The sequence below is a fragment of the Cupriavidus sp. a3 genome, from assembly GCF_051015765.1.
Lineage (GTDB): Bacteria > Pseudomonadota > Gammaproteobacteria > Burkholderiales > Burkholderiaceae > Cupriavidus > Cupriavidus oxalaticus_A.
On sequence record NZ_CP170643.1, the window covers coordinates 4,478,483 to 4,499,228 of the forward strand.

Genomic DNA, 20,746 nt, shown 5'->3' on the forward strand with positions numbered 1-20,746 from the left:
TTACATCGTTTCCGCGAACAGCTCGCGGCCGATCAGCATGCGGCGGATCTCAGAGGTGCCGGCGCCGATCTCGTACAGCTTGGCGTCGCGCCACAGGCGCCCGGCCGGGTATTCGTTGATATAGCCGTTGCCGCCCAGGATCTGCACGGTCTCGCCCGCCATCCAGGTGGCCTTCTCGGCCGTGTACAGGATCACCGCGGCGCAGTCCTTGCGCACCTGGCGCACGTGGTCGCTGCCGAGCGCGTCCAGGTTCTTGCCGACCGTGTACAGGTAGCTGCGCGCCGCCTGCAGCGTGGTGTACATGTCGGCCACCTTGCCCTGGATCAGCTGGAATTCGCCGATGCTCTGGCCGAACTGCTTGCGGTCGTGGATGTACGGCGTGACCACGTCCATGCACGCCTGCATGATGCCGACCGGGCCGCCCGACAGCACGGCGCGCTCGTAGTCCAGCCCGCTCATCAGCACCCTGGCGCCGCTGTTCTCGGCGCCGAGGATGTTCTCGGCCGGCACCTCCACGTCCTCGAACACCAGCTCGCCGGTGTGCGAGCCGCGCATGCCCAGCTTGTCCAGCTTCTGCGCCACGGAGAAGCCCTTCATGCCCTTCTCGACGATAAAGGCGGTCATGCCGCGCGCGCCCAGCTCGGGCTCGGTCTTGGCGTAAACCACCAGCACGTCGCAGTCCGGACCGTTGGTGATCCACATCTTGGTGCCGTTGAGCACGTAGCGGTCGCCTTTCAGTTCCGCGCGCAGCTTCATGCTGACCACGTCGGAGCCGGCGTTGGGCTCGCTCATCGCCAGCGCGCCGATCCATTCGCCCGACACCAGCTTGGGCAGGTACTTCGCCTTCTGCGCGGCCGTGCCGTTGCGGCCAGTTCGGCCTGGGCCCAGGTACGCACGGAATCGCGCAGCATCTCGATGTCTTCGCCGAGGTCGAATTTCAGGCCTGGCAGTTCGGTCATGTCGGTCTCCTGTTTGGATTCGCTTTGTATTCGTGCTTCAGACGTGATCCAGGGTCTTGACCACGCACAGCGTCATCAGCATGGTGGCCACCTGCTTGCGGCGGCCCTGCTGCGCCGCCTGTTCGACGTAGACCTCGCCCTGCGCCACGATCAGTGTGCGCCCGGGCTTCAGCACCCGGCCCACCGCGACCAGGCGTTCGCCTTGCGCGGGGGACAGCAGGTTGATCTTGTATTCGGCGGTCAGGCCCGCCTCGCCCTCGCCCACCATCGACAGCGCGGCATAGCCGCAGGCGCTGTCGGCCAGCGCGCCAACTACACCGCCGTGGAAGAAACCGTGCTGCTGGGTCACTCCATCGGACCACGGCATCGCGATCTCGACTTCGCCGCGCTCCACCCGCTGCAGCGTAGCGCCAAAGCTGGTCATCAGCCCCTGGCGCGAGAAACTGGTGGCGATGGCATCGGCGCGTGCGGCGGACAGCGCGTCAGGTTCGGCACTTTCGGCAGCAAGGGCACTGGCGTTGGCAGGCGTCATGGCTGGGTTCCGGTGTGGAGCGTTGGAGTATTCTATTTACGTTTACGTAAACGTCAATCCAAATCGGCACGGAAGCCGTGCCAGGTGATGCATCAGGCCGATCGCTTCCGGGCCGGGGCATCGCCGCCCTCCGTGGCCGCGGGCTTGCCGCCGGTCTGGGCGGCCAGCAAGTCCCGGCAATGGCGCTCGTGCTGGTCGATCTCGGCGAGTTGCGCCTGCAGGTCTTCCATCTGCCGTTCCAGCGCGCCGCGGTGGGCGGCAAGCGCGTGCAGGAAGCGTTCGAGCTGCGGTGCGGTGTCGCGCGGCGACTCGTAGAGATCCAGGATCTCGCGGATCTCGTTGAGAGTGAGCCCTAACCGCTTGCCGCGCAACGTCAGCTTCAGCCGGGTCCGCTCGCGGCTGTTGTAGACCCGCTTGCGGCCGCCCGGGCCTTCGCGCTCCGGCGACAGCAGGCCCTGGTCTTCGTAGAAGCGGATGGCGCGGGGCGTGACATCGAACTCGCGGGCGAGGTCGGTGATGGTGTAGGTTGCGGAGGCTGGAGGTTGCGTGACTGCCATGGGTGCGCCCAGTAAAGTGAACGGTCGTTCGTTGCGAAGTCAAGTTTTCGCTTAAGATGGAGACGAACCGCCAGAGTTGACGTTTACGTTAGCGTCAACCCTGGCGACTGGCAACTGGCGCGAACCGGAACGTTACGCCAGCGCGCCCCGCAACGAGAAAGCCTGCCTGCCCCCGCCCGGCACAAGGCTTCGAACAAGAGACTCCTCATGAACGCACTCGAACACCAGCTCCAATACCCGTTCGGCGACACCATGCCCGATCCCGGCACCAAGCAGGAAGTCGCCCCCGGCGTCTACTGGCTGCGCATGCCGCTGCCGTTCGCGCTCGACCATATCAACCTGTGGCTGCTGCGCGACCGCCTGGACGGGCGCGACGGCTGGACCATCATCGACTGCGGCATTACCAACGACACCATCAAGGCGCATTGGGAAACCATCTTCGCCAACGAGCTGGAAGGGCTGCCGGTGGTGCGCGTGCTGGTGACCCACAGCCACCCCGATCACGTCGGCCTGGCGCACTGGCTGTGCAAGCGCTTCGGCGTGCGGCTGTGGATGAGCCTGGGCGACTACATGAGCGCGCGCGTGATGGGCACCGGCACCGGTGCCGGCTCCAGCGCGGGCGGCGACGCGGCCGCCGCGCACTTCGCGCGGCATGGCCTGACCGATCCCGACAGCCAGGAAAAGCTGCGCGCGCGCAAGACCTACTACCCGTCGCTGGTGCCCGACCTGCCGGCGCAATACCGCCGCCTGATGGAAGGCGACACGGTGCGGATCGGCACTGACGCGGCCACCTCGGGCTGGCGCGTGATCACCGGCTTCGGCCATTCGCCCGAGCACGTGGCGCTGTACAACGAAGCGACCAACGTGCTGGTGTCCGGCGACATGGTGCTGCCGCGCATCTCGACCAACGTCAGCGTGTTCGACATGGAGCCGGAAGGCAATTCGCTGCAGCTCTACCTGGACTCGCTTACCCGCTACGAGCCGCTGCCGCAGGACGTGCTGATCCTGCCGTCGCACGGCCGCCCGTTCCGCAACCTGCATACCCGCATCATGCAGCTGCGCGAGCACCATGCCGACCGCCTCGCCGAAACGCTGGAAGCCTGCCGCGAGAAGCCGTGCTGCGCACACGATATCGTCAGCGTGATCTTCAAGCGCCAGTTCGACATCCACCAGATGACCTTCGCCATGGGCGAATCGCTGGCGCACCTGCATTGCCTGTGGCACCGCGGCGAGCTGGTGCGGCAACTGGATGACGACGGCGTGTACCGCTTCCGCGCCGCCTGATCGCGCAAGTCAGTTGGCGGCCGCCAGGGCCGCCAGGTAGCGCACGCCGTCCACCGCGCGGCTGCCGTACCACGACAGCATCTCGCCGTCGACCAGCAGCACCGGCTTGCCGAGCTGGCGCTCGAGCGCGTCGGCGTGGTCTTCGGCGAAGCGATAGGGTTCGGTCGACAGCAGCACCAGGTCGAGCTCGCGCACCAGCGCATCGCTCCAGCGGAAGGTGGGATAGCGTTCGCCGGGCGCGTTGGGGCGGCTGCAATCGCCGCCCGCGCACGCCTGCACGGCGCCTGCGCCGCCTGGCCAGGTCTGCCAGTTGGCCAGCGCCAGCATGCGGCTGATATAGGTGTCGCGCGACACCGTCATCCAGGGGTCCTGCCAGATCGCGTAGAGCACGCGGCGCGCCGGCCAGGCACGCGCGCGGATGGCATCCAGCTCGGCCTGCAAGGCCGCGCACAGCGATTCGGCCTCGGTATGACGGCCAAAAATGCCGCCCAGCAGCCGGTACAGCGGCAAATTATCTTCCGGCGCGCACGGATGCGTGACGATCACGTTGGGCACGAAGGCGCGGATCTCGTCGACGGTCTCGCGCCGGTTCTCGTCGATATTGACCACCACATGCGTGGGCGCCAGCTCGCGCAGCCGCGCCACCCTGACGTCCTTGGTGCCGCCGACCTTGGGCACCGCGCGCACGGCCGGTTCCGGGTGGATGCAGAAGCCGGTGCGCGCCACCATCTGCGATTCCAGCCCGAGCGCGAACAGCAGTTCTGTCACCGATGGCACCAGCGAGGCAATGCGCACCTCGCCGCTTGCGGCGGCGTGCTGCTCTCCAATGGCATCGGTCCACATCGTCAGGGCTCCTTGCTTTCCCCGCGCCGCGGCTTGCGCGGCGCGCCGGTCGCCACCATGTCGTACAGCCAGCGCGGCATCACGTGCATCAGCCCCGCCACCACGCCCATCTGCCACGGGATCACGCGGAAGCGCCGGCCGGCGGCGATCACGCGCGCGGCCTTGCGCGCGAACACGTCGGCATCGGTCAGGAACGGCATCCGGTACGGGTTCTTCGCGGTCATCGGCGTGCGGATATAGCCCGGCGCGATCGTGACCACGCGGATGCCAAGCGGGCGCTGCTCCAGCCGCAGGCTCTCCAGCAGCTTGATCACAGCCGACTTCGACGCGCTGTATGCACCGGCGCCCGGCAGCCCGCGCACGCCGGCGACGCTGGCGATGCCGACCAGCGTGCCGCGCCGGCCGCCGGGCCCGGGCTCGCGCTGCTGCATCGCGTGCAGGAAAGGCTGGAACGTGGTCAGCACGCCGAACCAGTTGGTGTCCATCACCTGCCGGAAGGCGTCGAGGTCCTCGCGTTCGCTGGCGACGGTGCCGACCGAGACGCCGGCATTGGCGATCACCACGTCGGGGCAGCCGAAATGGCCGAGAAAGTCTTCCGCCGCGCGCGCCATCGCATCGGCATCGCGCACATCGGCGCCGTAGACGCGCACCGCGCCCGGGTTAGGCAGCGTCGCCACGAACTCGCGCAGCGCGTCTTCGCGCCGGGCCACCAGGCCGAGGATGGCGCCCTGCGACGCGTATTCGCGCGCCAGCGCCTGGCCGAGTCCGCTGGAGGCGCCGGTGAGGAAGACTTTGAGGGGACGCATGGATGGAAGAAGGCTGTCCGAAATGAAAAACGGCTGGTACAGGATACCAGCCGTTCGGCAAACCACCGGCCTGTTCAAGGCCGCCAGTCGGATTTACATCTTCTTCGCCTTCACCTGCTCCACCAGGTAATCCATGGCCTGGATCGCGCCCTGCTTGTTGCCGGTGATCGACGGCGAGGTCACGTACTTGCCCTGCACCACCACGGTCGGCACGCCGTCGATCTTGTAGGCGTCGGCGATCTTGTTGGCGCGCTGGGCGTTGGTGGTCACCGTGAACGAGTTATACGCGTCCAGGAAAGCCTTGCGGTCGACGCCGTTCTTGGCCATGAAGTCGGCGATCTCGTTGCTGTCGAGCAGGCGCTTGCGCTCGACGTGGATGGCGTTGAAGACCTTCATGTTCATGGCGTCGAGCTTGCCGATGGCTTCGAGCGCATAGAAGATCTTGGTGTGCGGCAGCAGGTCGTCGCGGAAGGCGACCGGCACGCGCTTGAACACGACATTGCCGCCCTGCTTCTTGACCCAGGCTTCCAGGTCGGGCTCGAAGTCGAAGCAGTGCGGGCAGCCGTACCAGAAGAACTCGGTGACCTCGATCTTGCCCGGCGTGACCGGTTGCGGCGCCTTCAGGACCTGGTATTCCTTGCCCTCGGTGGGCGCAGCCTGGGACGGCGCGGACATCAGCAGGCCGCCCACGGCGGCGAACATGGCGAACAGTGCGGCGAGTTTCTTCATCTTGGTGCGGCCTTGCGGTTGGGTCGATGAGCGTATGACCGCGGCGGCGGCGTCCGGTTCAGCCCGGGCGCCGCCGCCGCAGTGACAAGGATGTTGCGTTGGTTACGGCGTATTTATGACGCTTTCGTGGCCGGGTGTGCCCCGCCCAGGCGCATAACGCCCGAGCCGGGGTTCCCGCTGACCATTACTGCTTGGTGAAGCGGATCACGGACGCCTCGAAGCCCTGCGACTGCAGCCGCTCGCGCGTCTTGTTCATGTCTTCGATGCGATTGTATGGGCCCATGCGCACGCGGTACATCTTTACGCCGTTGACGTCGCGCTCGGTGATGCGGGCCTCGAAGCCCTGCATCGCCAGGTTGGCTTTCTGGCGGTCGGCGTCGTCGGCCGAGCGGAACGCGCCCACCTGCAGCAGGTAGCCGACCTTGTTGGCGTCGGCCTGGGCGATCTCGGCGATCGGGTCGGACACCGGCTTTTCCGCCGGCTTGGTGGCGACAGGCTTGTCGGCGGGTTTTTCGGCCGGCTTCTCGACGGGCTTCTCCGCCGGGCGGGTGACCGCCACCGGCGGCTCGCCGTTCTGGTGACCGTTCTGCTGGCTTGGCTGGCTCGGCTGGGTGCCCGGCCTGGGTTCTGGCTCGGGCGCCTGGCCCACCGGCTTGGCCGGCGTCTTGCTCCACAGCGGCTTGTTCGGGTCGCTCGGCCCCTGGTCGGCGGGCTGCGCCGGCGGCGGCAGCTGGCTGGCGACGTTGCCCGGCTCGCTCGGCCGCGGCGCGCTCTTCTGCTGGAACGGCGTCGGCGACTTGGTGATGTAGAGGGCGACCACCACGGCGATGGCCAGCCCGACGATCAGCCCGAGCACAAGGCCCAGGAACGTCCCGCCGCGCTGCTGGCTGCGGCGGGCCTTGCGCGCATCGCGCTTGCGTTGCTGTTGCATGAAGTCCTCTTAGGTGATGCCGGGATTATAGGGCCACCTCCGGGCAGCCCTGTGGGTCCCACCGGGCGCCCCGCTGGGCGCCCACCGGGCGTCCGGCTGAACGCCCGTCGATTACATGCGGCGCGGCGCCGAGACGCCGATCACCGCCAGGCCGTTGCGCAGCACCTGGCGTGTCGCGGCCAGCAGCGCCAGCCGGGCGCGCTTGACCGCCTCGTCGTCGACCAGCACGCGGTCGGCATTGTAGAAGGCGTGGAAATCGCCGGCCAGGTCGCGCAGGTAGAAGGCAACCGCATGCGGCGCCAGTTCGGAGGCAGCGTCCGACAGCATGTCGGGGAACTCGGCCAGGCGGCGGGCCAGCGCCTGCGCCTGGGCGCCGGCCTCGGGGCCGGTCACGGCCGACAGGTCGGCGCCGGCCAGCTCGGCCAGGCGGCTCTCCCAGTCGGCGCCGCCCCACGACTCGAAGATCGAGCAGATGCGGGCGTGGGCGTACTGCACGTAGTACACCGGGTTCTCGTCGTTCTGCTTGAGCGCCAGGTCGACGTCGAACACGAACTCGGTATCGGCCTTGCGCGACAGCAGGAAGAAGCGCACCGCGTCGCGGCCGCGCGTGAAGTGCGCCGGCCAGTCGGCCACGCCCTGCTCCAGGCAGCCGCGGATGGTCTCGCAGGTGTCATCCTGGCCGTTGGACCATTCGATCAGGTCGCGCACCGTGACGTACGAGCCGGCGCGCTTGGAGATCTTGACCTCCTCGCCGTTCTTCATCACGGTGACCATCTTGTGCAGCACGTAGTCGGGGTAGCCCTTGGGAATCCCCATGTCCAGGCCCTGCAGGCCGGCGCGCACGCGCGCGATGGTGCCGTGGTGGTCGCTGCCCTGCACGTTGATGACCTTGGTGAAGCCGCGCTCCCACTTGGTGGTGTGGTAGGCCACGTCCGGCACGAAGTACGTGTAGGTGCCGTCGGTCTTCTTCATGACGCGGTCCTTGTCGTCGCCGTCGTCGGTGGTGCGCAGCCACAGCGCGCCTTCGCTCTCGTAGGTCTTGCCCTTGGCGACCAGCGACTGCACCGAGGCCTCGACGCGGCCATCGCTGTACAGCGACGACTCCAGGTAGTAGCGGTCGAACTTGACGCCGAAGGCCTGCAGGTCGATGTCCTGCTCGTTGCGCAGGTAGGTCACGGCGAACTTGCGGATCGAATCGATATCCTCGACGTTGCCCGACGCGGTCACCGGCTCGCCGTCGGAGGCGCTGACGGTCTTGCCGGCGAGGAAATCGGCGGCGATGTCGGCGATGTAGTCGCCGTTGTAGGCCGACTCGGGCCAGCTGGCGTCGCCCGGCTTCAGGCCGCGCGCGCGCGCCTGCACCGACAGCGCCAGGGTCTGGATCTGTACGCCGGCATCGTTGTAGTAGAACTCGCGGTGCACATGGAAGCCCTGCCACGACAGCAGGTTGGCGAGCGCGTCGCCCAGCGCCGCCTGGCGCCCGTGGCCCACGTGCAGCGGGCCGGTCGGGTTGGCCGAGACGAACTCGACCAGTACCTGGCCCTGCACGCCGCGCTCGCGCGCTCCGTAGTGGTCGCCCTCGGCCAGCACCGCGCGCAGCACGTCGGCCTTGGCGGCTGCGGTCAGGCGCAGGTTGATGAAGCCGGGACCGGCGATCTCCATGGCCTCGACCAGGCCCTGCGCGCGCGCATCGGCCTGCACTGCGGCGACGATGCGCTGCGCCAGCTCGCGCGGATTGCTCTTGAGCGCGCGCGCCACCTGCATGGCGATGTTGCAGGCAAGGTCGCCATGGGCGGCCGCCTTGGGCCGCTCGAAAGTGACGGCGGGCAGGGTGGCATCGGCCGGGGCGAGCACGCGCACGGCATCGGTGAACGCGGCGGCGAGATTGGAGGTCTGAACAGGCAGCATGGATGTCGGAAGCCCTGTGGGCAAGTATTCAGGCGCCGCGTAAATGCGGCACCAACTGCGGCACCAACGCCCGAAGCGGCATGTGACGGCAAAGGTACGCCGCACCGCTCAACAGGCATTGAAACAGGCATTGGAATCGGGAACGCGGAATTTTATCAGGTGCTATGCTGACATCATGCGCGAAGATGGCCCCGGGCCACAATCCATGCGGCTTCCCGCCCCCGGGAACGCCGTCCCCTGCATGTCCGGAAAAGGAAACCACACCATGCTGATCACCTTCAAATCCCACGCTGCGCAAGACCTGATCATGATGAAGGATCTGGCCATCACGCTGCTGGGCATCATCGGCAAGCATCTCGGGGAACGGGGGGTGATCACCGTCGAAGAACTGCCGCGCGCGATCCAGAAGCTGGAAGCGGCAGTGACCGACGCGCGCCGCGACCATCCCGCCGGCACGGCCGTGGAAGGCAAGTCGGGAGTCGATGAAGACGAGGAAGAGCCGCTGCACCTGGGGCAGCGCGCCTATCCCTTCCTGGACATGCTGCGCGCCTCGCAGCGGGAAGGGACCAACGTCCTGTGGGGGGTGTAGCCCGAAGGCAAGGCAGCCCCGGGCGCGCCGCCGCACGCGCGGCGCGCACAAAAAAAGACGCCCGGCACCGAGTTGGGTTGCCGGGCTTCCGGACGAGGGCGCCGGAAAGGGGGGAATGCTTTTCAGGGGCCCCGCCGCGCGGGGCCCGGTGCCGCCAGTCCTACTCCTCTTCGTGGTGGCGGCCGTTGGCCAGTAGCACACCGAGCAGCGCACCGATGGCAGCGGCAATCGCCACCGCCTTGAGTGGCGAATCGACGACCCGCTGGCGCGAGTGTTCGACCGCACCGTCCATCCGTTCGCGGGCGCGCATCATGCCGTCGGTGGTCTGGTCGCGCAGCCGGTGCGCCATCTCGCTGGCACGGTCGCGCAGCCGCTGGCCGGCACGCAGGCTCTCGGCCGAGCCTTCCCGCGCCAGCACTTCGATGGTGTGCTCCAGCTGGGCGATCAGCGCCTTGACCTCGCCGGAAACCGGCGCAGCGGCCTCGCGCGAATCGCGCGCTGCGTGCTTGAGATGGCGGATGGCGCTGTCGGCACTGTCGGACAAGTGGTTCAGTTCCTTCCGGACTTTGGGGTTCTGGGTCAGCATAGGGTCTCCTCAGGTTGCGATCGGCACAGGAGCCGGCGCGTGGCCGGCGCTATCGCCTGCGGACCAGTCCCATCACCGCGGCCACCAGTGCCACGACCAGGAAGATGAAGAACAGGATCTTGGCGATTTCCACGGCGCCGGCAGCGATACCGCCGAAGCCGAAGATCGCCGCGATCAGGGCGATGACGAAAAATACGAGTGCATAGTGCAGCATGGCTAGGCTCCCGAAGATGGCTGACCGGGCCGGCACTGGCCCGGAGCCCAAGTGAAGACTTGCGCCACAAGGTGCAAGCTCATAGCCTCATCGTAGGAAGCCAGCCGCCGCGCCAATACCGACAGCGAGCCGATTCCGCTGTCAGCCGAGTCCTACAGCATGGCAGTAGGGGTGCGGCACGCCCGACGCATCAAGGTTGACCCATGCGGATCGATGTGATCCCATGAGCGCTCCCTGGCGCCGCACGGGCAGGCAGCGCACCCCAACCACAGGAAAGATGCCCCCATGTTCAAGCAGTCATTTCTTCCTCACACGCTGTTGCTCGCGGGCGGCATCGTGCTGACGCTGGCGGTGCTGGTGGCGTCGGAAACCGGCAATATCCGCCTGCGCGAAAGCTACACCGACGTAATCCGCTCGCAGCGCGTGCAGACCGAGCTGGCCGCGCTCAACGGCGAGCTGGTCAACGCCGAGGCTGGCCAGCGCGGCTTCCTGCTGACCGGCAAGGAAAGCTACCTCGAGCCCTACTACAAGGGGCTGCCGCGCATCGCCGAGCTGATGGCGCAGATCCGCGCGGACTATGCCAACGACCCGGAGGGGCTGAAGATGTTCGGCGACACCTCCAAGCTGATCAACAGCAAGCTCAACGAGATGGCGCTGACGCTGGTCTATGGCAAGCGCGACCTGGAAGTGGCGCTGGACCTGGTCCGCACCGACTACGGCAAGCAGACCATGGACAACGCGCGCCGCGGGCTCGACCAGCTGCAGGCGCGCGAGGCGGGCTCGGTCTCGCACCGGCTGGAAGGCGCCGAGAACGATGTGCAGCTGTCGCGCTACGGCATCGGCCTGCTGACCGCGATCAACATCATCCTGCTGCTCGCGGTCGGCGTGGGCCACGCCAAGCGCCTGTCCATGGCCGAGGCGGTGCGCGCGCAGCTGGAAGAGGAAAGCGCCAAGCTCGACCGCAAGGTGCGCGCGCGCACGCGCCAGCTGTCTGCGCTGGCGGCTCACCTTCAGCGCGTTACCGAAGACGAGAAAACCCGGCTGGCGCGCGAGCTGCACGACGAGCTGGGTGCGATCCTGACCGCCATCAAGCTCGACCTGCACTGGGTGCGCCGCCAGATCCAGCAGGCGCATCCGCAAGGCGCCGAGCGCCTGACGCGGGTGATGCTGCACGTCGACCAGGGCATCCAGATCAAGCGCCGCCTGATCGAGGACCTGCGCCCCACCGTGCTGCTCAACCTCGGCCTGCGCGCCGCGGTGTGCCAGCTGGTGGAGGAAGTCGGCGCGCGCAACAGCTGGGAAACCGAAGTCAGCGTGCCCGAGGACCTGCCGGCGCTGCGCGACGAAGCGGCGATCGCGCTGTACCGGATCGTGCAGGAATCGCTGACCAATGCCAGCAAGTACTCGGAAGCCAGGCGCGTCGAGGTCTGCCTGGCGTGCCGCGGCGAGCTGCTGACGCTGACCGTGCGCGACGACGGCAAAGGCCTGCCGCCCGACTTCGACGCCGGCAGCATCGCCGGCCACCACGGCCTGCTCGGCATGGAGCAGCGCGTCACCGCGCTGGGCGGCAGCATGAAGATCGACTCGTCGGCGCACGCGGGCGTGCGCATCCACATCGAGGTGCCGCTGACGGCATCCGTGCTGGCGCCGGCGGAAGAGCCGGAAGGCGAAGAGCCTGCACGCGCCTGATGGGTGCTGCCTGAAGGATAGCCAGGAGGATCAGGACGCCGCCGCCGCGTGCTCCTCGATCACGCGGAACACCTGCTCCAGCTCGAGCGACTTGTCGAAGAAATAATCGGCACCCGCCTCGGCGCACTGTCTGCGGTACATCTGCACCTCGGCGTGGTTGGTATAGACGATGCGCACGGTGTCCGTGCCTTTGCGCTGCATCGCGCGCAGCACATTGATGCCGTTGCCCTGGCGCAGCTGCAGGTCGACGATGGCGACGTCGTACTTGCCGGCATCGAGCAGGCGCACGGCCATGGCCTCGGTGTCGGCCCAGTCCACGTTCTCGATGAACGGGAAATCCTTCAGGTATTCGAGCAGCATGCCTCGCAGGACCGCCGAGTCTTCGATCAGCAGTATGCTCAGCGCCCGGTAGGAAGTGTTCGAAGCCTGCTCCGACATGTTCTGGTTTGCGGGCCCGGTCCGGTGCGATCCGCCGCAGGCCGCGATGCGGCCCGCGGCCTGCCGCTACTCGACCAGGCCGTTCTTGATGGCGTAGTAAGTCAGGTCAGCGTTGGTCTTCATGCCCATTTTCTCCAGGATGCGGGAACGATAGGTACTGACGGTCTTGACGCTGAGAAACAATTCGTCGGCGATCACCGACACCGACTGCCCGCGCGAGAGCTTGCAGAAGATCTGGAACTCGCGCTCGGACAGCATCTGGTGCACCGGCTGCTCGGTCGGCTTGTCGAGCCCGCCGATCAGCAGGTCGGCCACCGTGGCGCTGACATAGCGGCGTCCCTGCGCCACCGTGCGGATGGCCTTGACCAGATCGTCGGGGGCACTTTCCTTGGTCAGGTAGCCTGAAGCACCGGCACGGATCAGGTTGATGGCGTACTGGTCTTCCGGGTAGGTGGACAGGATCAGCACCGGCAGTTCAGGCTTGCGTTGCCGGATCAGCTTGAGCACGTCGATGCCGTTGCGGTCGGGCATCGAGATATCCAGCACCAGCACATCGTATTCGGCGTCACGCAGCCGAGCCATGACTTCGTCGCCGCTGCCGGCTTCGCCAGTCACCTGGATGTCGGGCTCGTCGGAAATGAACTGTCGCAGCCCGGCACGCACAATCTCGTGATCGTCAGCGATCAGGACGCGGATCATGAGGGGCTCCACGGGGTTGAACGGACCGGCACATTGCCCGGTGCAGTCGGGTGCAGGCGGAACCGCTTGCGTTGCTGTCATTGTAGTGCCGGCCGGGCGCTGGGGCTGTCGGTGTCAGGCTGACATGATGCACGGCCACAACGCGTAGAGCGCACATGGAGGGGCCCGCGGGTCAACGGCAGGAGGCATGGCGTACAAAAGCAAAGCGGGACGGCCTGGAGTCCGTCCCGCTTTGCTGCGGCGCGTCAGGCCCTGAGAATCAGGGCATCAGAGCCTGCGCGCCTGTGCCGGCTGGCGGCGAGCTTACTGCACCTTCGCGCCGGCCTCGGCGCCCACGCTGGCGTCTGCCTTGGACTTCTTGGCCGACTTGGTGGTGTTCTTGCCGTGCTTGGCCTTGCTGCCGGCTTCGGCCTTGGCATCGGCCGACGTGCTGGCGCCCTTCTCGACCGCCGCACCGGCGGTGGACAGGCCCTTGTCAGCCGCGAAGCCCGCTGCCGACACGCCCTTGTCGGTTGCCGCACCCGCGGTCGACAGGCCCTTCTCGGCGGCGCTGGTGACGCCGGTGGCGGCGCTGCCCGCGGTATTCAACGCACCCTGCGTGGCGGCCGAGGGCGAGGGCGCGGTCACCGATGCGCCGACGTCGGCCTTCGCGCCGGCGCCCACACCAGTACCTTGTGCCATGGCCAGCGAGGAAGCGGCGGCGATCGACAGGGCGGACAGGGAGAGCAGCAGTTTCTTCATGGACAGACTCCTTTCAGGATGCCCCGCGGCGAAACATTCGTCGCGGTGTTCACGCGCTGGTGTTTGCGTGAATCGAGCCCTCAGTCTAGGGATCGCACCTGCACCGGTCTGTGAGGGATTGAAAGGCTCTGTAAGGAGTTGTGAGGCGTCGGATACGCCGCTGCAACCAGGCCGGGAAGCCGTTGCACGGGGAAATTCCCTGTGACATCAACGGGCTGGCGGCAGGATCGCGCGGCCGTGGCCGGCGCCCTGCCGTCGCACCCCGTTACAGGTTGGGCGCGAGCGCGCGCTCCAGCGTGGCGCGTTCTTCATGGCGGCGCGCCACCATGTCGTCGAGCTGGTCCTGGCCGATCTTGCCGATGGTGAAGTAGGTCGACTCGGGATGCGCCAGGTAGAAGCCGCTCACCGAAGCGGCCGGCGTCATTGCCAGAGACTCGGTGATGCCCATGCCGATCTCGGCCGCGTCGAGGAACTCGAACATCGGGCCCTTGACGGTGTGCTCCGGGCAGGCCGGATAGCCGGGCGCGGGACGGATGCCGCGGTAGGACTCGGCGATCAGCTGCTCGTTGCTCAGCTGCTCGGCCGCGTCGTAGCCCCACAGGTCCTTGCGCACGCGCTCGTGCAGGCATTCGGCGAAGGCTTCGGCCAGGCGGTCGGCCAGCGCCTTCAGCATGATCGCGCTGTAGTCGTCGTGGTCGGCCTCGAACTGGGCTTCCTTCTTGTCGACGCCGAGGCCCGCGGTGACGGCAAACATGCCCACGTAGTCGGCGATGCCGCTGTCCTTCGGGGCGACAAAGTCCGCCAGGCAGCGGTTGGGGCGGCGCACGCCATCGACCACCGGGCGCTCGCTCTGCTGGCGCACGTTGTGCCAGGTCAGCGCGACCTTGCTGCGGGTCTCGTCGGTGTAGATCTCGATATCGTCGTCGTTGACGGTGTTGGCCGGCAGCAGCGCGATCACGCCGTTGGCCGTCAGCCAGCGGCCCTGGATCAGGCGCGACAGCATGGCCTTGCCGTCCGAGAACACCTTGCGCGCCGACTCGCCGACGATCTCGTCGTTGAGGATATCGGGGAATTTGCCGGCGAGGTCCCAGGTCTGGAAGAACGGGCCCCAGTCGATGTAGTTGGCCAGTTCCGCCAGGTCGTAGTTGCGGAACACGCGGCGGCCGACGAACTTGGGCCTGGGCGGCACGTAGCCGCTCCAGTCGATCGGCGTCTTGTTGGCGCGCGCCTGCGCCAGCGTCACCATCGGCGTGGCCTTCTTGCTGGCGTGCTGGGTGCGGATGCGGTCGTAGTCGGCCTTCAGTTCGTCCAGGTACTTCGCCGCCCCTTCATCGGACAGCAGGCTCGACGCCACGCTGACCGAACGCGAGGCGTCAGGCACGTACACCACCGGCCCTTCGTAGTTGGGCGCGATCTTGACCGCGGTATGCACGCGCGAGGTGGTGGCGCCGCCGATCAGCAGCGGGATCTTCTTCACGCGGAAGTAGTCGTCGCGCTGCATCTCCGATGCGACGTAGGCCATTTCTTCCAGCGACGGCGTGATCAGCCCCGACAGGCCGACGATGTCCGCGCCCTCGACCTTGGCCTTGGCCAAGATCTCGTTGCACGGGACCATCACGCCCATGTTGACGACCTCGAAGTTATTGCACTGGAGCACCACCGACACGATGTTCTTGCCGATGTCATGCACGTCGCCCTTCACAGTGGCGATCACGATCTTGCCGCGCGCGCGCACATCGCCGCCGGCCTCGGCCAGCAGGCGCTTTTCTTCCTCGATGAAGGGCAGCAGGTGCGCCACCGCCTGCTTCATCACGCGCGCGCTCTTGACCACCTGCGGCAGGAACATCTTGCCGGCGCCGAACAGGTCGCCGACGATGTTCATGCCGTCCATCAGCGGGCCCTCGATCACCTCGATCGGGCGGCCGCCGCGCGCGGCGACCTGCTGCCGGACTTCCTCGGTGTCTTCGACGATGAAGGTGGTGATGCCATGCACCAGCGCATGCGCCAGGCGTTCGCCCACGGGCACCGGCTGCTCGGGCGTGCCGCGCCAGGCCAGGTTTTCTTCCTTCTTCGCGCCGCCGCCCTTGTAGCGGTCGGCGATTTCCAGCAGGCGATCGGTGGAATCCTCGCGGCGATTGAGCACCACATCTTCCACGCGCTCGCGCAACTCGGGATCGAGCTGGTCATACACGCCGAGCTGGCCGGCGTTGACGATGCCCATGTCCATGCCCGCGCCGATCGCGTGGTACAGGAAAACGGTGTGGATCGCCTCGCGCACCACGTCGTTGCCGCGGAACGAGAACGACACGTTGGACACGCCGCCGCTCACCTTGGCGTATGGCAGGTTCTGCTTGATCCAGCGCGTGGCTTCGATGAAGTCCACGGCGTAGTTGTTGTGTTCCTCGATGCCGGTCGCGACCGCGAAGATATTCGGGTCGAAGATGATGTCTTCCGGCGGGAAGCCGACTTCATTGACCAGGATGTCGTAGCTGCGCTTGCAGATCTCGGTCTTGCGCTCGAAGGTATCGGCCTGGCCCTTCTCGTCGAAGGCCATCACCACGCTGGCCGCGCCGTAGCGGCGAATCAGTTCGGCGTGGTGGCGGAACTGTTCCTCGCCTTCCTTCAGCGAGATCGAGTTCACCACCGGCTTGCCCTGCACGCACTGCAGGCCGGCCTCGATCACGTCCCACTTGGACGAGTCGATCATGATCGGCACACGCGCAATGTCCGGCTCTGAGGCGATCAGGTTCAGGAAGCGAACCATCGCGGCCTTCGAGTCCAGCATGGCCTCGTCCATGTTGATGTCGATGATCTGCGCGCCGTTCTCGACCTGCTGGCGGGCCACCGCCAGCGCCTCGTCGAACTGGCCGTTCAGGATCATGCGCGCGAAGGCCTTGGAGCCGGTCACGTTGGTGCGCTCGCCGACGTTGACGAACAGCGTGTCGTCGTCGATGGTGAAGGGCTCGAGGCCGGACAGGCGCATCGGGCGCGGGGGCAGATTGTTCTCGCTCATGTTCTCGGGCTCCGGCTCAGGCGGCGTCGCGGTACTGGCCGGGCCAGGTGCGGGGTTTCTTGTCGGCCACGCGCTGGGCAATGGCGGCGATGTGCTCGGGGGTGGTGCCGCAGCAGCCGCCCACCAGGTTCACCAGCCCGGAAGCGGCGAATTCCTCGACCAGCGAAGACGTGACTTCCGGCGTTTCGTCGAAGCCCGTATCGCTCATCGGGTTCGGCAAACCCGCGTTCGGGTAGCACGACACCGCGGCGTCGCACACCTTGGCCAGCTCGGCGATATACGGGCGCATCAGCGTGGCGCCCAGCGCGCAGTTCAGCCCGAAGGTGACCGGCCTGGCGTGGCGCAGGCTGTTCCAGAATGCTTCCACGGTCTGGCCCGACAGGATCCGGCCCGAGGCATCGGTCACGGTGCCGGAGATCATCACCGGCACGCGTTCGCCGGTGTCCTCGAACAGCTGGTCGATGGCGAACAGCGCGGCCTTGGCATTGAGCGTATCGAAGATGGTCTCGACCAGGAACACGTCGGCGCCGCCTTCAAGCAGCGCCTTGCCCTGCTCGTAGTAGGACTGGCGCAGTTCCTCGAAGGTGACGTTGCGCGCGCCGGGGTCGTTCACGTCGGGCGAGATGCTGGCGGTCTTGGGCGTCGGGCCGAAGGCGCCGGCGACGAAGCGCGGCTTGTCGGGCGTACTGTACTTGTCGCAAGCGGCGCGCGCCAGGCGCGCGGCCTCGACGTTCATCTCGTACGCCAGATCCGCCATCTTGTAGTCTTCCTGCGCCACGCGCGTGGCGCCGAAGGTATTGGTCTCGATCAGGTCGGCGCCGGCGGCCAGGTACTGCTCGTGGATCTCGCTGATGACCTGCGGGCGCGTCAGCAGCAGCAGTTCGTTATTGCCCTTCACGTCCACCTTGTGTTCGGCGAAGCGCTCGCCGCGGTAGTCGGCCTCGGTCAGCTTGTAGCGCTGGATCATGGTGCCCATGGCGCCATCCAGGATTAGGATGCGTTCTTGCAGCAGCCGGGGCAGCTCGGCAGCCCGGGTGTAGGGGCGCGGTGCGGCCGCGCGGGATTCAGGGGCACTCATGGCGGGGAACTCTGGAAAGGCGGCCGGCGCGATCGTGGATCGGCGGCGGGCGCTGCTGGGGCCGATGCTGGCCAAGAGCAGCGATTTTATCAGGTGTATCAAGGCCTTGCGGTTGCCTGTCGGGCCGATGGCGGCCTACACTGAGAGGCGCAACCGTCACCATTCCGGCCATTCCGCGTCCTTTGCGCGCCCCTTGTCCCCGCCGACCATGCAACACCTGTCCCCCGCCGACGCCAGCGACCTGCTGGCGCAATCGCCCGACACGCTCTTCATCGACTGCCGCAGCGAGATGGAATACCTGTTCGTCGGCCATCCCAAGGGTGCGCACAACGTCCCCTGGAACGACGGCCCCGACTGGGAGGTCAACCCGCATTTCGTGCAGATGGTGAAGAAGCTGGCCGGGCATGTGTCGGCGCGGCCGGTGCTGCTGATCTGCCGCAGCGGCAACCGTTCGGCGGCGGCGGCGCGGGCGCTGGAGGGCGCGGGCTTTGCCAATGTCTACAACGTGCTGCACGGTTTCGAGGGGGATCTGGACGGGCAGCGCCACCGCAATACGCTCAACGGCTGGCGCCACGACGGCCTGCCGTGGGAGCAGTACTGAACCGCCGCCCAATAAAAACGCCCGCCGGGGCGGGCGCGATGGCATTGCCGCCGGCCGTGGCCGGCGGCAATGGAAAGCCGCTCAATGCATGACCAGCGGATGCGTCATCACGTTGTCGAACTTGGCGAGGAAGTCATCGACCTCTTCCACTGATGGCTCGCTTTCGATCAGGCGCTTGACGTCGGCGCGGAAGCTTTCAGCCAGGTGCCCGCCGAGGAAAATCTCGCGCTTCAGGTTCTTGTCGACGATTTCATAGCCGCCAAATTCGAGCGGCGCTTGCTCGACATCCGCACCGAACTCGACGATGCAGTAATTGTCGCTGTTGTAGATCATTTGCATGGCACACCTCCTGGGCGTCATGGTTGGGCGGCTTGCCCTTGTGATTCTTGCCTCGTCGATGTTGCCGTGAGGGGGCGCCGCGGCTTTACCTCCAAACTTGGGGTGACCCGCGCGAAATCAAGGCTTGGCAGGATTTAGCCGGTCACTGCGTTGCCACGTCATTGCTGCCTACATAGATTGGGCATCGTCCTTTGCAACAAGTTTCTTGAGCCTGGCGCATCAGTGTGTTGTCTGTCACGGAACGTCGCACTGGCCGCCGCACGCCGCATTGCCGAGGAACGCGTCCAGTGCCGCGTGGAAGCGTTCGGGCTGCTCCACATGCACCAGGTGCGCCGCCTGCGGCATTACTTCCAGCCGGGCGCCTCGGATGGCGGCCGCAATGCTCTGCGCCATTGCCACGGTCGCGCCCTGATCGTTCTCTCCTGCTACTACCAGCGTAGGACAATGGATACGGGAAAGCGCGCCGGCGAGATCGAAAGCCATGATCGCCTCGGCCACGCCCACATAGCCGCGCACCGGCGTGGCCACCAGCATGGCGTGGATGCGCGCCACCGCATCGGGATGGGCGGCGCGGAAGGCCGGCGTCAGCCAGCGCTCCAGCGTGGCATGGGCCAGGCCGGCCATGCCGTGCGCCTCGGCCTGGCCGATGCGGTTGTGCCACATCGGGTGCGCTTCCATCGGGGTCTGGCTGTTGGTGGCCACCAGCGCCAGCGACAGCAGCCGCTCCGGATGGCGCAACCCCAGCGTCTGCCCGATCATGCCGCCGACCGAAATGCCGCAGAAGTGGGCCTGGGGGATTTCCAGCGCGTCCATCACCGCGATCACATCGTCCGCCAGCCGGGTCATGGTGTAAGGGCCCAGCGGCGCCTCGCTGCCGCCATGCCCGCGCAGGTCGGGGCGCACCACGCGGTAGCGCGATGCCAGGTGGGCGGCGGTCTGGTCCCACAGCGCATGGCTGGCGGCCAGCGCATGGGCCAGGATCACCCAAGGTCCGTCGGTGCCGTCGATGCGCACGTAAAGCTCGGCGCCGTCGGCATGGACGCGGTGCGTTTCGGCGGGTGGCGTGGCAACTGTCATGGCGGGGCTCCTGTCAGTAAGAATGCGCCAAACGCGGCGGCGTTGACCCGGGCGAGACGCTTTTTAACGATTGTTGACATTCGCCCGCTGGTTACCGGTGGTGATCGACCCCGGCGAACGGCCCGTGGCTATTGCCCGCCGTTGCCGCGGTACACCAGTTCGATCTGGGTGCCGTCGGGCTCGGTCTGCCGCAGCCGCACCGGCATCCAGCCCAGCGATTGCGCAAGCCACAACTCGACCCGGCGACGGTCATTGGCGCGGCGCGGCAGCCGCACGAAGTGCTTCGCACGTACCATGCCATTGCCCGTATCGAAATCCTCTTCTCCAACATACTGCACTTGCATCGGTTCCACATCGCGCGTATCGGCAACCTGGAACGTTTCCGTCACACCGGGGGTGACATAGCGTTGCGGATTGCCACGCACCAGGCCGACCAGCTGCAGGAACACGCTGAAGCGATCCTGGGCCCCGGGCGGGAATGGCGACTGCGCGCCGTTGCGCAGCGTGGCGATGCCGGCGGCGGTGTCAAAGCGCGATGACTCGGCCTTGTTGCGCCGGTGCTCTTCGTAGCGTTCCGGCAACAGTCCCTGCTCGGACAGCGCACCGTTGCTCTGGAACGCGAAGCGGAACCACAGCACGCGCGTTTCCACCGCGAGCCGGTAGCGGCGGCCGTCGTGCTCCCAGCGGATCAGGCCATCGGGGTTCTGCACGCCGTTGACAAAGCTGGCGTAGTGGTACGTGGCGGGCGGCGGCGCGCTGTAGACGACGCCGTCGACGCCGCCCTGCGGACCGCCGGAAGGCGCCGGCGCGGGCGCGGCGGGTGGTGTTGGCGCCGCTCCGGTGCCGCCTGGACCGGTTGCCATCTCGGCCGGGCCTTGCGGGCTGGTCGCCAACGGCGGGGCTGGCGGCTCAGGCTCGGGCGCCGGGACCGGCGCCGCGGCTTTCGGGCGCGGCTGTGGCGCGGGGCGCGGCCTCGGCTGGGCCGGTGGCCTGGGCGGCGGCAGCAGGACCGCCTCCAGCGTGGGTGTGTTGCTGGTGTCGAACGGGATCAGCGGCCCCGGCATGCGCAGGAATCCCACCACCGCCAGCACGTGCACAAGTACCACCAGCGCAACCACGATCACCCAGCGCCG

Annotated in this window: 22 protein-coding genes and 1 pseudogene; 4 read left to right on the forward strand and 19 right to left on the reverse strand. The window is 67.2% G+C overall.

The annotated features are described in order from the left end of the window. The 4 genes and pseudogenes from ACAD63_RS21365 to ACAD63_RS21380 all read right to left on the reverse strand — a co-directional run. Positions 1 to 867 (reverse strand): annotated as a pseudogene (locus tag ACAD63_RS21365) (acyl-CoA dehydrogenase family protein); the annotation flags it as partial. Further along, on the reverse strand, positions 789 to 959 hold the full coding sequence (locus ACAD63_RS21370; protein WP_434033234.1) for a hypothetical protein: 171 nt from the start codon (positions 957 to 959) through the stop codon (positions 789 to 791). The pseudogene ACAD63_RS21365 and the gene ACAD63_RS21370, both read right to left, overlap by 79 nt. Before the next feature lie 37 nt (positions 960 to 996). Next, positions 997 to 1,491 (reverse strand): PaaI family thioesterase, encoded by a 495-nt coding sequence (locus tag ACAD63_RS21375; RefSeq protein WP_135704156.1) that lies wholly within the window; start codon positions 1,489 to 1,491, stop codon positions 997 to 999. Positions 1,492 to 1,583: 92 nt separating this feature from the next. Further along, the gene (locus ACAD63_RS21380) at positions 1,584 to 2,048 is read right to left on the reverse strand and encodes a MerR family transcriptional regulator (protein ID WP_133095012.1); all 465 of its coding nucleotides are present in this window, start codon (positions 2,046 to 2,048) and stop codon (positions 1,584 to 1,586) included. A gap of 207 nt (positions 2,049 to 2,255) precedes the next feature. Here ACAD63_RS21380 and ACAD63_RS21385 point away from each other — a divergent pair, with 207 nt between their 5' ends. After that, the gene (locus ACAD63_RS21385; RefSeq protein WP_133095011.1) at positions 2,256 to 3,332 is read left to right on the forward strand and encodes an MBL fold metallo-hydrolase; all 1,077 of its coding nucleotides are present in this window, start codon (positions 2,256 to 2,258) and stop codon (positions 3,330 to 3,332) included. A gap of 9 nt (positions 3,333 to 3,341) precedes the next feature. Here ACAD63_RS21385 and ACAD63_RS21390 read toward each other — a convergent pair whose 3' ends face one another. The 5 genes from ACAD63_RS21390 to argS all read right to left on the reverse strand — a co-directional run bounded on the left by ACAD63_RS21390 (position 3,342) and on the right by argS (position 8,549). After that, on the reverse strand, positions 3,342 to 4,175 hold the full coding sequence (locus tag ACAD63_RS21390) for a helical backbone metal receptor (RefSeq protein ID WP_135704155.1): 834 nt from the start codon (positions 4,173 to 4,175) through the stop codon (positions 3,342 to 3,344). A gap of 2 nt (positions 4,176 to 4,177) precedes the next feature. Then, entirely contained in the window at positions 4,178 to 4,981 is an 804-nt protein-coding gene (locus ACAD63_RS21395) for an SDR family oxidoreductase (protein WP_133095009.1), read from the reverse strand. Positions 4,982 to 5,074: 93 nt separating this feature from the next. Further along, complete coding sequence (locus ACAD63_RS21400; RefSeq protein ID WP_133095008.1) at positions 5,075 to 5,710, reverse strand: thiol:disulfide interchange protein DsbA/DsbL; 636 nt, start codon at positions 5,708 to 5,710, stop codon at positions 5,075 to 5,077. Positions 5,711 to 5,894: 184 nt separating this feature from the next. Further along, positions 5,895 to 6,641, reverse strand: a complete 747-nt coding sequence (locus tag ACAD63_RS21405) for an SPOR domain-containing protein (protein WP_434033235.1) — start codon at positions 6,639 to 6,641, stop codon at positions 5,895 to 5,897. Between the two features lie 111 nt (positions 6,642 to 6,752). After that, positions 6,753 to 8,549: an arginine--tRNA ligase gene (argS, locus tag ACAD63_RS21410; RefSeq protein ID WP_133095006.1), complete on the reverse strand. Its 1,797-nt coding sequence runs from the start codon at positions 8,547 to 8,549 to the stop codon at positions 6,753 to 6,755. A gap of 265 nt (positions 8,550 to 8,814) precedes the next feature. Here argS and ACAD63_RS21415 point away from each other — a divergent pair, with 265 nt between their 5' ends. Next, entirely contained in the window at positions 8,815 to 9,138 is a 324-nt protein-coding gene (locus ACAD63_RS21415) for a DUF1840 domain-containing protein (protein WP_063239886.1), read from the forward strand. A gap of 160 nt (positions 9,139 to 9,298) precedes the next feature. Here ACAD63_RS21415 and ACAD63_RS21420 read toward each other — a convergent pair whose 3' ends face one another. Further along, positions 9,299 to 9,724 (reverse strand): DUF883 family protein, encoded by a 426-nt coding sequence (locus ACAD63_RS21420; RefSeq protein ID WP_133095005.1) that lies wholly within the window; start codon positions 9,722 to 9,724, stop codon positions 9,299 to 9,301. A 49-nt stretch (positions 9,725 to 9,773) separates the two neighbouring features. Next, positions 9,774 to 9,938 carry a DUF1328 domain-containing protein gene (locus ACAD63_RS21425; RefSeq protein WP_029047756.1) on the reverse strand — a complete coding sequence of 55 codons (165 nt, stop codon included), beginning with the start codon at positions 9,936 to 9,938 and terminating at the stop codon, positions 9,774 to 9,776. Positions 9,939 to 10,223: 285 nt separating this feature from the next. On the opposite strand from ACAD63_RS21425, the gene ACAD63_RS21430 reads away from it, so the two are divergent. Then, complete coding sequence (locus ACAD63_RS21430) at positions 10,224 to 11,627, forward strand: sensor histidine kinase (RefSeq protein ID WP_133095004.1); 1,404 nt, start codon at positions 10,224 to 10,226, stop codon at positions 11,625 to 11,627. Between the two features lie 30 nt (positions 11,628 to 11,657). Here ACAD63_RS21430 and ACAD63_RS21435 read toward each other — a convergent pair whose 3' ends face one another. The 5 genes from ACAD63_RS21435 to ACAD63_RS21455 all read right to left on the reverse strand — a co-directional run bounded on the left by ACAD63_RS21435 (position 11,658) and on the right by ACAD63_RS21455 (position 17,596). After that, positions 11,658 to 12,065: a response regulator gene (locus tag ACAD63_RS21435; protein ID WP_135704146.1), complete on the reverse strand. Its 408-nt coding sequence runs from the start codon at positions 12,063 to 12,065 to the stop codon at positions 11,658 to 11,660. Between the two features lie 66 nt (positions 12,066 to 12,131). Then, the gene (locus ACAD63_RS21440) at positions 12,132 to 12,764 is read right to left on the reverse strand and encodes a response regulator (protein WP_133095002.1); all 633 of its coding nucleotides are present in this window, start codon (positions 12,762 to 12,764) and stop codon (positions 12,132 to 12,134) included. Between the two features lie 303 nt (positions 12,765 to 13,067). Continuing rightward, positions 13,068 to 13,505: a hypothetical protein gene (locus tag ACAD63_RS21445; RefSeq protein WP_434033236.1), complete on the reverse strand. Its 438-nt coding sequence runs from the start codon at positions 13,503 to 13,505 to the stop codon at positions 13,068 to 13,070. 265 nt (positions 13,506 to 13,770) lie between these two features. Continuing rightward, complete coding sequence (metH, locus tag ACAD63_RS21450; RefSeq protein WP_434033237.1) at positions 13,771 to 16,518, reverse strand: methionine synthase; 2,748 nt, start codon at positions 16,516 to 16,518, stop codon at positions 13,771 to 13,773. A 16-nt stretch (positions 16,519 to 16,534) separates the two neighbouring features. Further along, the gene (locus tag ACAD63_RS21455; RefSeq protein ID WP_133094999.1) at positions 16,535 to 17,596 is read right to left on the reverse strand and encodes a homocysteine S-methyltransferase family protein; all 1,062 of its coding nucleotides are present in this window, start codon (positions 17,594 to 17,596) and stop codon (positions 16,535 to 16,537) included. A 208-nt stretch (positions 17,597 to 17,804) separates the two neighbouring features. Here ACAD63_RS21455 and ACAD63_RS21460 point away from each other — a divergent pair, with 208 nt between their 5' ends. Beyond that, positions 17,805 to 18,197 carry a rhodanese-like domain-containing protein gene (locus ACAD63_RS21460; RefSeq protein WP_133094998.1) on the forward strand — a complete coding sequence of 131 codons (393 nt, stop codon included), beginning with the start codon at positions 17,805 to 17,807 and terminating at the stop codon, positions 18,195 to 18,197. A gap of 81 nt (positions 18,198 to 18,278) precedes the next feature. Here ACAD63_RS21460 and ACAD63_RS21465 read toward each other — a convergent pair whose 3' ends face one another. From ACAD63_RS21465 to ACAD63_RS21475, 3 genes are all read right to left on the reverse strand, one after another. Then, positions 18,279 to 18,536 carry a BTH_I0359 family protein gene (locus tag ACAD63_RS21465; protein WP_133094997.1) on the reverse strand — a complete coding sequence of 86 codons (258 nt, stop codon included), beginning with the start codon at positions 18,534 to 18,536 and terminating at the stop codon, positions 18,279 to 18,281. Positions 18,537 to 18,770: 234 nt separating this feature from the next. Then, a complete protein-coding gene (locus tag ACAD63_RS21470; protein WP_135704138.1) occupies positions 18,771 to 19,613 on the reverse strand; it encodes an alpha/beta fold hydrolase in 843 nt (280 codons plus the stop codon). Positions 19,614 to 19,741: 128 nt separating this feature from the next. Next, positions 19,742 to 20,731 (reverse strand): DUF3108 domain-containing protein, encoded by a 990-nt coding sequence (locus tag ACAD63_RS21475; RefSeq protein ID WP_434034033.1) that lies wholly within the window; start codon positions 20,729 to 20,731, stop codon positions 19,742 to 19,744. Positions 20,732 to 20,746 lie beyond the last annotated feature (15 nt).

Excerpts from the sequence above, each read along its gene's own strand:
- ACAD63_RS21370 (WP_434033234.1), bottom strand. The coding sequence starts at position 959 with ATGACCGAACTGCCAGGCCTGAAATTCGACCTCGGCGAAGACATCGAG.
- ACAD63_RS21375 (WP_135704156.1), bottom strand. The coding sequence starts at position 1,491 with ATGACGCCTGCCAACGCCAGTGCCCTTGCTGCCGAAAGTGCCGAACCT.
- ACAD63_RS21380 (WP_133095012.1), bottom strand. The coding sequence starts at position 2,048 with ATGGCAGTCACGCAACCTCCAGCCTCCGCAACCTACACCATCACCGAC.
- ACAD63_RS21385 (WP_133095011.1), top strand. The coding sequence starts at position 2,256 with ATGAACGCACTCGAACACCAGCTCCAATACCCGTTCGGCGACACCATG.
- ACAD63_RS21390 (WP_135704155.1), bottom strand. The coding sequence starts at position 4,175 with ATGTGGACCGATGCCATTGGAGAGCAGCACGCCGCCGCAAGCGGCGAG.
- ACAD63_RS21395 (WP_133095009.1), bottom strand. The coding sequence starts at position 4,981 with ATGCGTCCCCTCAAAGTCTTCCTCACCGGCGCCTCCAGCGGACTCGGC.
- ACAD63_RS21400 (WP_133095008.1), bottom strand. The coding sequence starts at position 5,710 with ATGAAGAAACTCGCCGCACTGTTCGCCATGTTCGCCGCCGTGGGCGGC.
- ACAD63_RS21405 (WP_434033235.1), bottom strand. The coding sequence starts at position 6,641 with ATGCAACAGCAACGCAAGCGCGATGCGCGCAAGGCCCGCCGCAGCCAG.
- argS (WP_133095006.1), bottom strand. The coding sequence starts at position 8,549 with ATGCTGCCTGTTCAGACCTCCAATCTCGCCGCCGCGTTCACCGATGCC.
- ACAD63_RS21415 (WP_063239886.1), top strand. The coding sequence starts at position 8,815 with ATGCTGATCACCTTCAAATCCCACGCTGCGCAAGACCTGATCATGATG.
- ACAD63_RS21420 (WP_133095005.1), bottom strand. The coding sequence starts at position 9,724 with ATGCTGACCCAGAACCCCAAAGTCCGGAAGGAACTGAACCACTTGTCC.
- ACAD63_RS21425 (WP_029047756.1), bottom strand. The coding sequence starts at position 9,938 with ATGCTGCACTATGCACTCGTATTTTTCGTCATCGCCCTGATCGCGGCG.
- ACAD63_RS21430 (WP_133095004.1), top strand. The coding sequence starts at position 10,224 with ATGTTCAAGCAGTCATTTCTTCCTCACACGCTGTTGCTCGCGGGCGGC.
- ACAD63_RS21435 (WP_135704146.1), bottom strand. The coding sequence starts at position 12,065 with ATGTCGGAGCAGGCTTCGAACACTTCCTACCGGGCGCTGAGCATACTG.
- ACAD63_RS21440 (WP_133095002.1), bottom strand. The coding sequence starts at position 12,764 with ATGATCCGCGTCCTGATCGCTGACGATCACGAGATTGTGCGTGCCGGG.
- ACAD63_RS21445 (WP_434033236.1), bottom strand. The coding sequence starts at position 13,505 with ATGAAGAAACTGCTGCTCTCCCTGTCCGCCCTGTCGATCGCCGCCGCT.
- metH (WP_434033237.1), bottom strand. The coding sequence starts at position 16,518 with ATGAGCGAGAACAATCTGCCCCCGCGCCCGATGCGCCTGTCCGGCCTC.
- ACAD63_RS21455 (WP_133094999.1), bottom strand. The coding sequence starts at position 17,596 with ATGAGTGCCCCTGAATCCCGCGCGGCCGCACCGCGCCCCTACACCCGG.
- ACAD63_RS21460 (WP_133094998.1), top strand. The coding sequence starts at position 17,805 with ATGCAACACCTGTCCCCCGCCGACGCCAGCGACCTGCTGGCGCAATCG.
- ACAD63_RS21465 (WP_133094997.1), bottom strand. The coding sequence starts at position 18,536 with ATGCAAATGATCTACAACAGCGACAATTACTGCATCGTCGAGTTCGGT.
- ACAD63_RS21470 (WP_135704138.1), bottom strand. The coding sequence starts at position 19,613 with ATGACAGTTGCCACGCCACCCGCCGAAACGCACCGCGTCCATGCCGAC.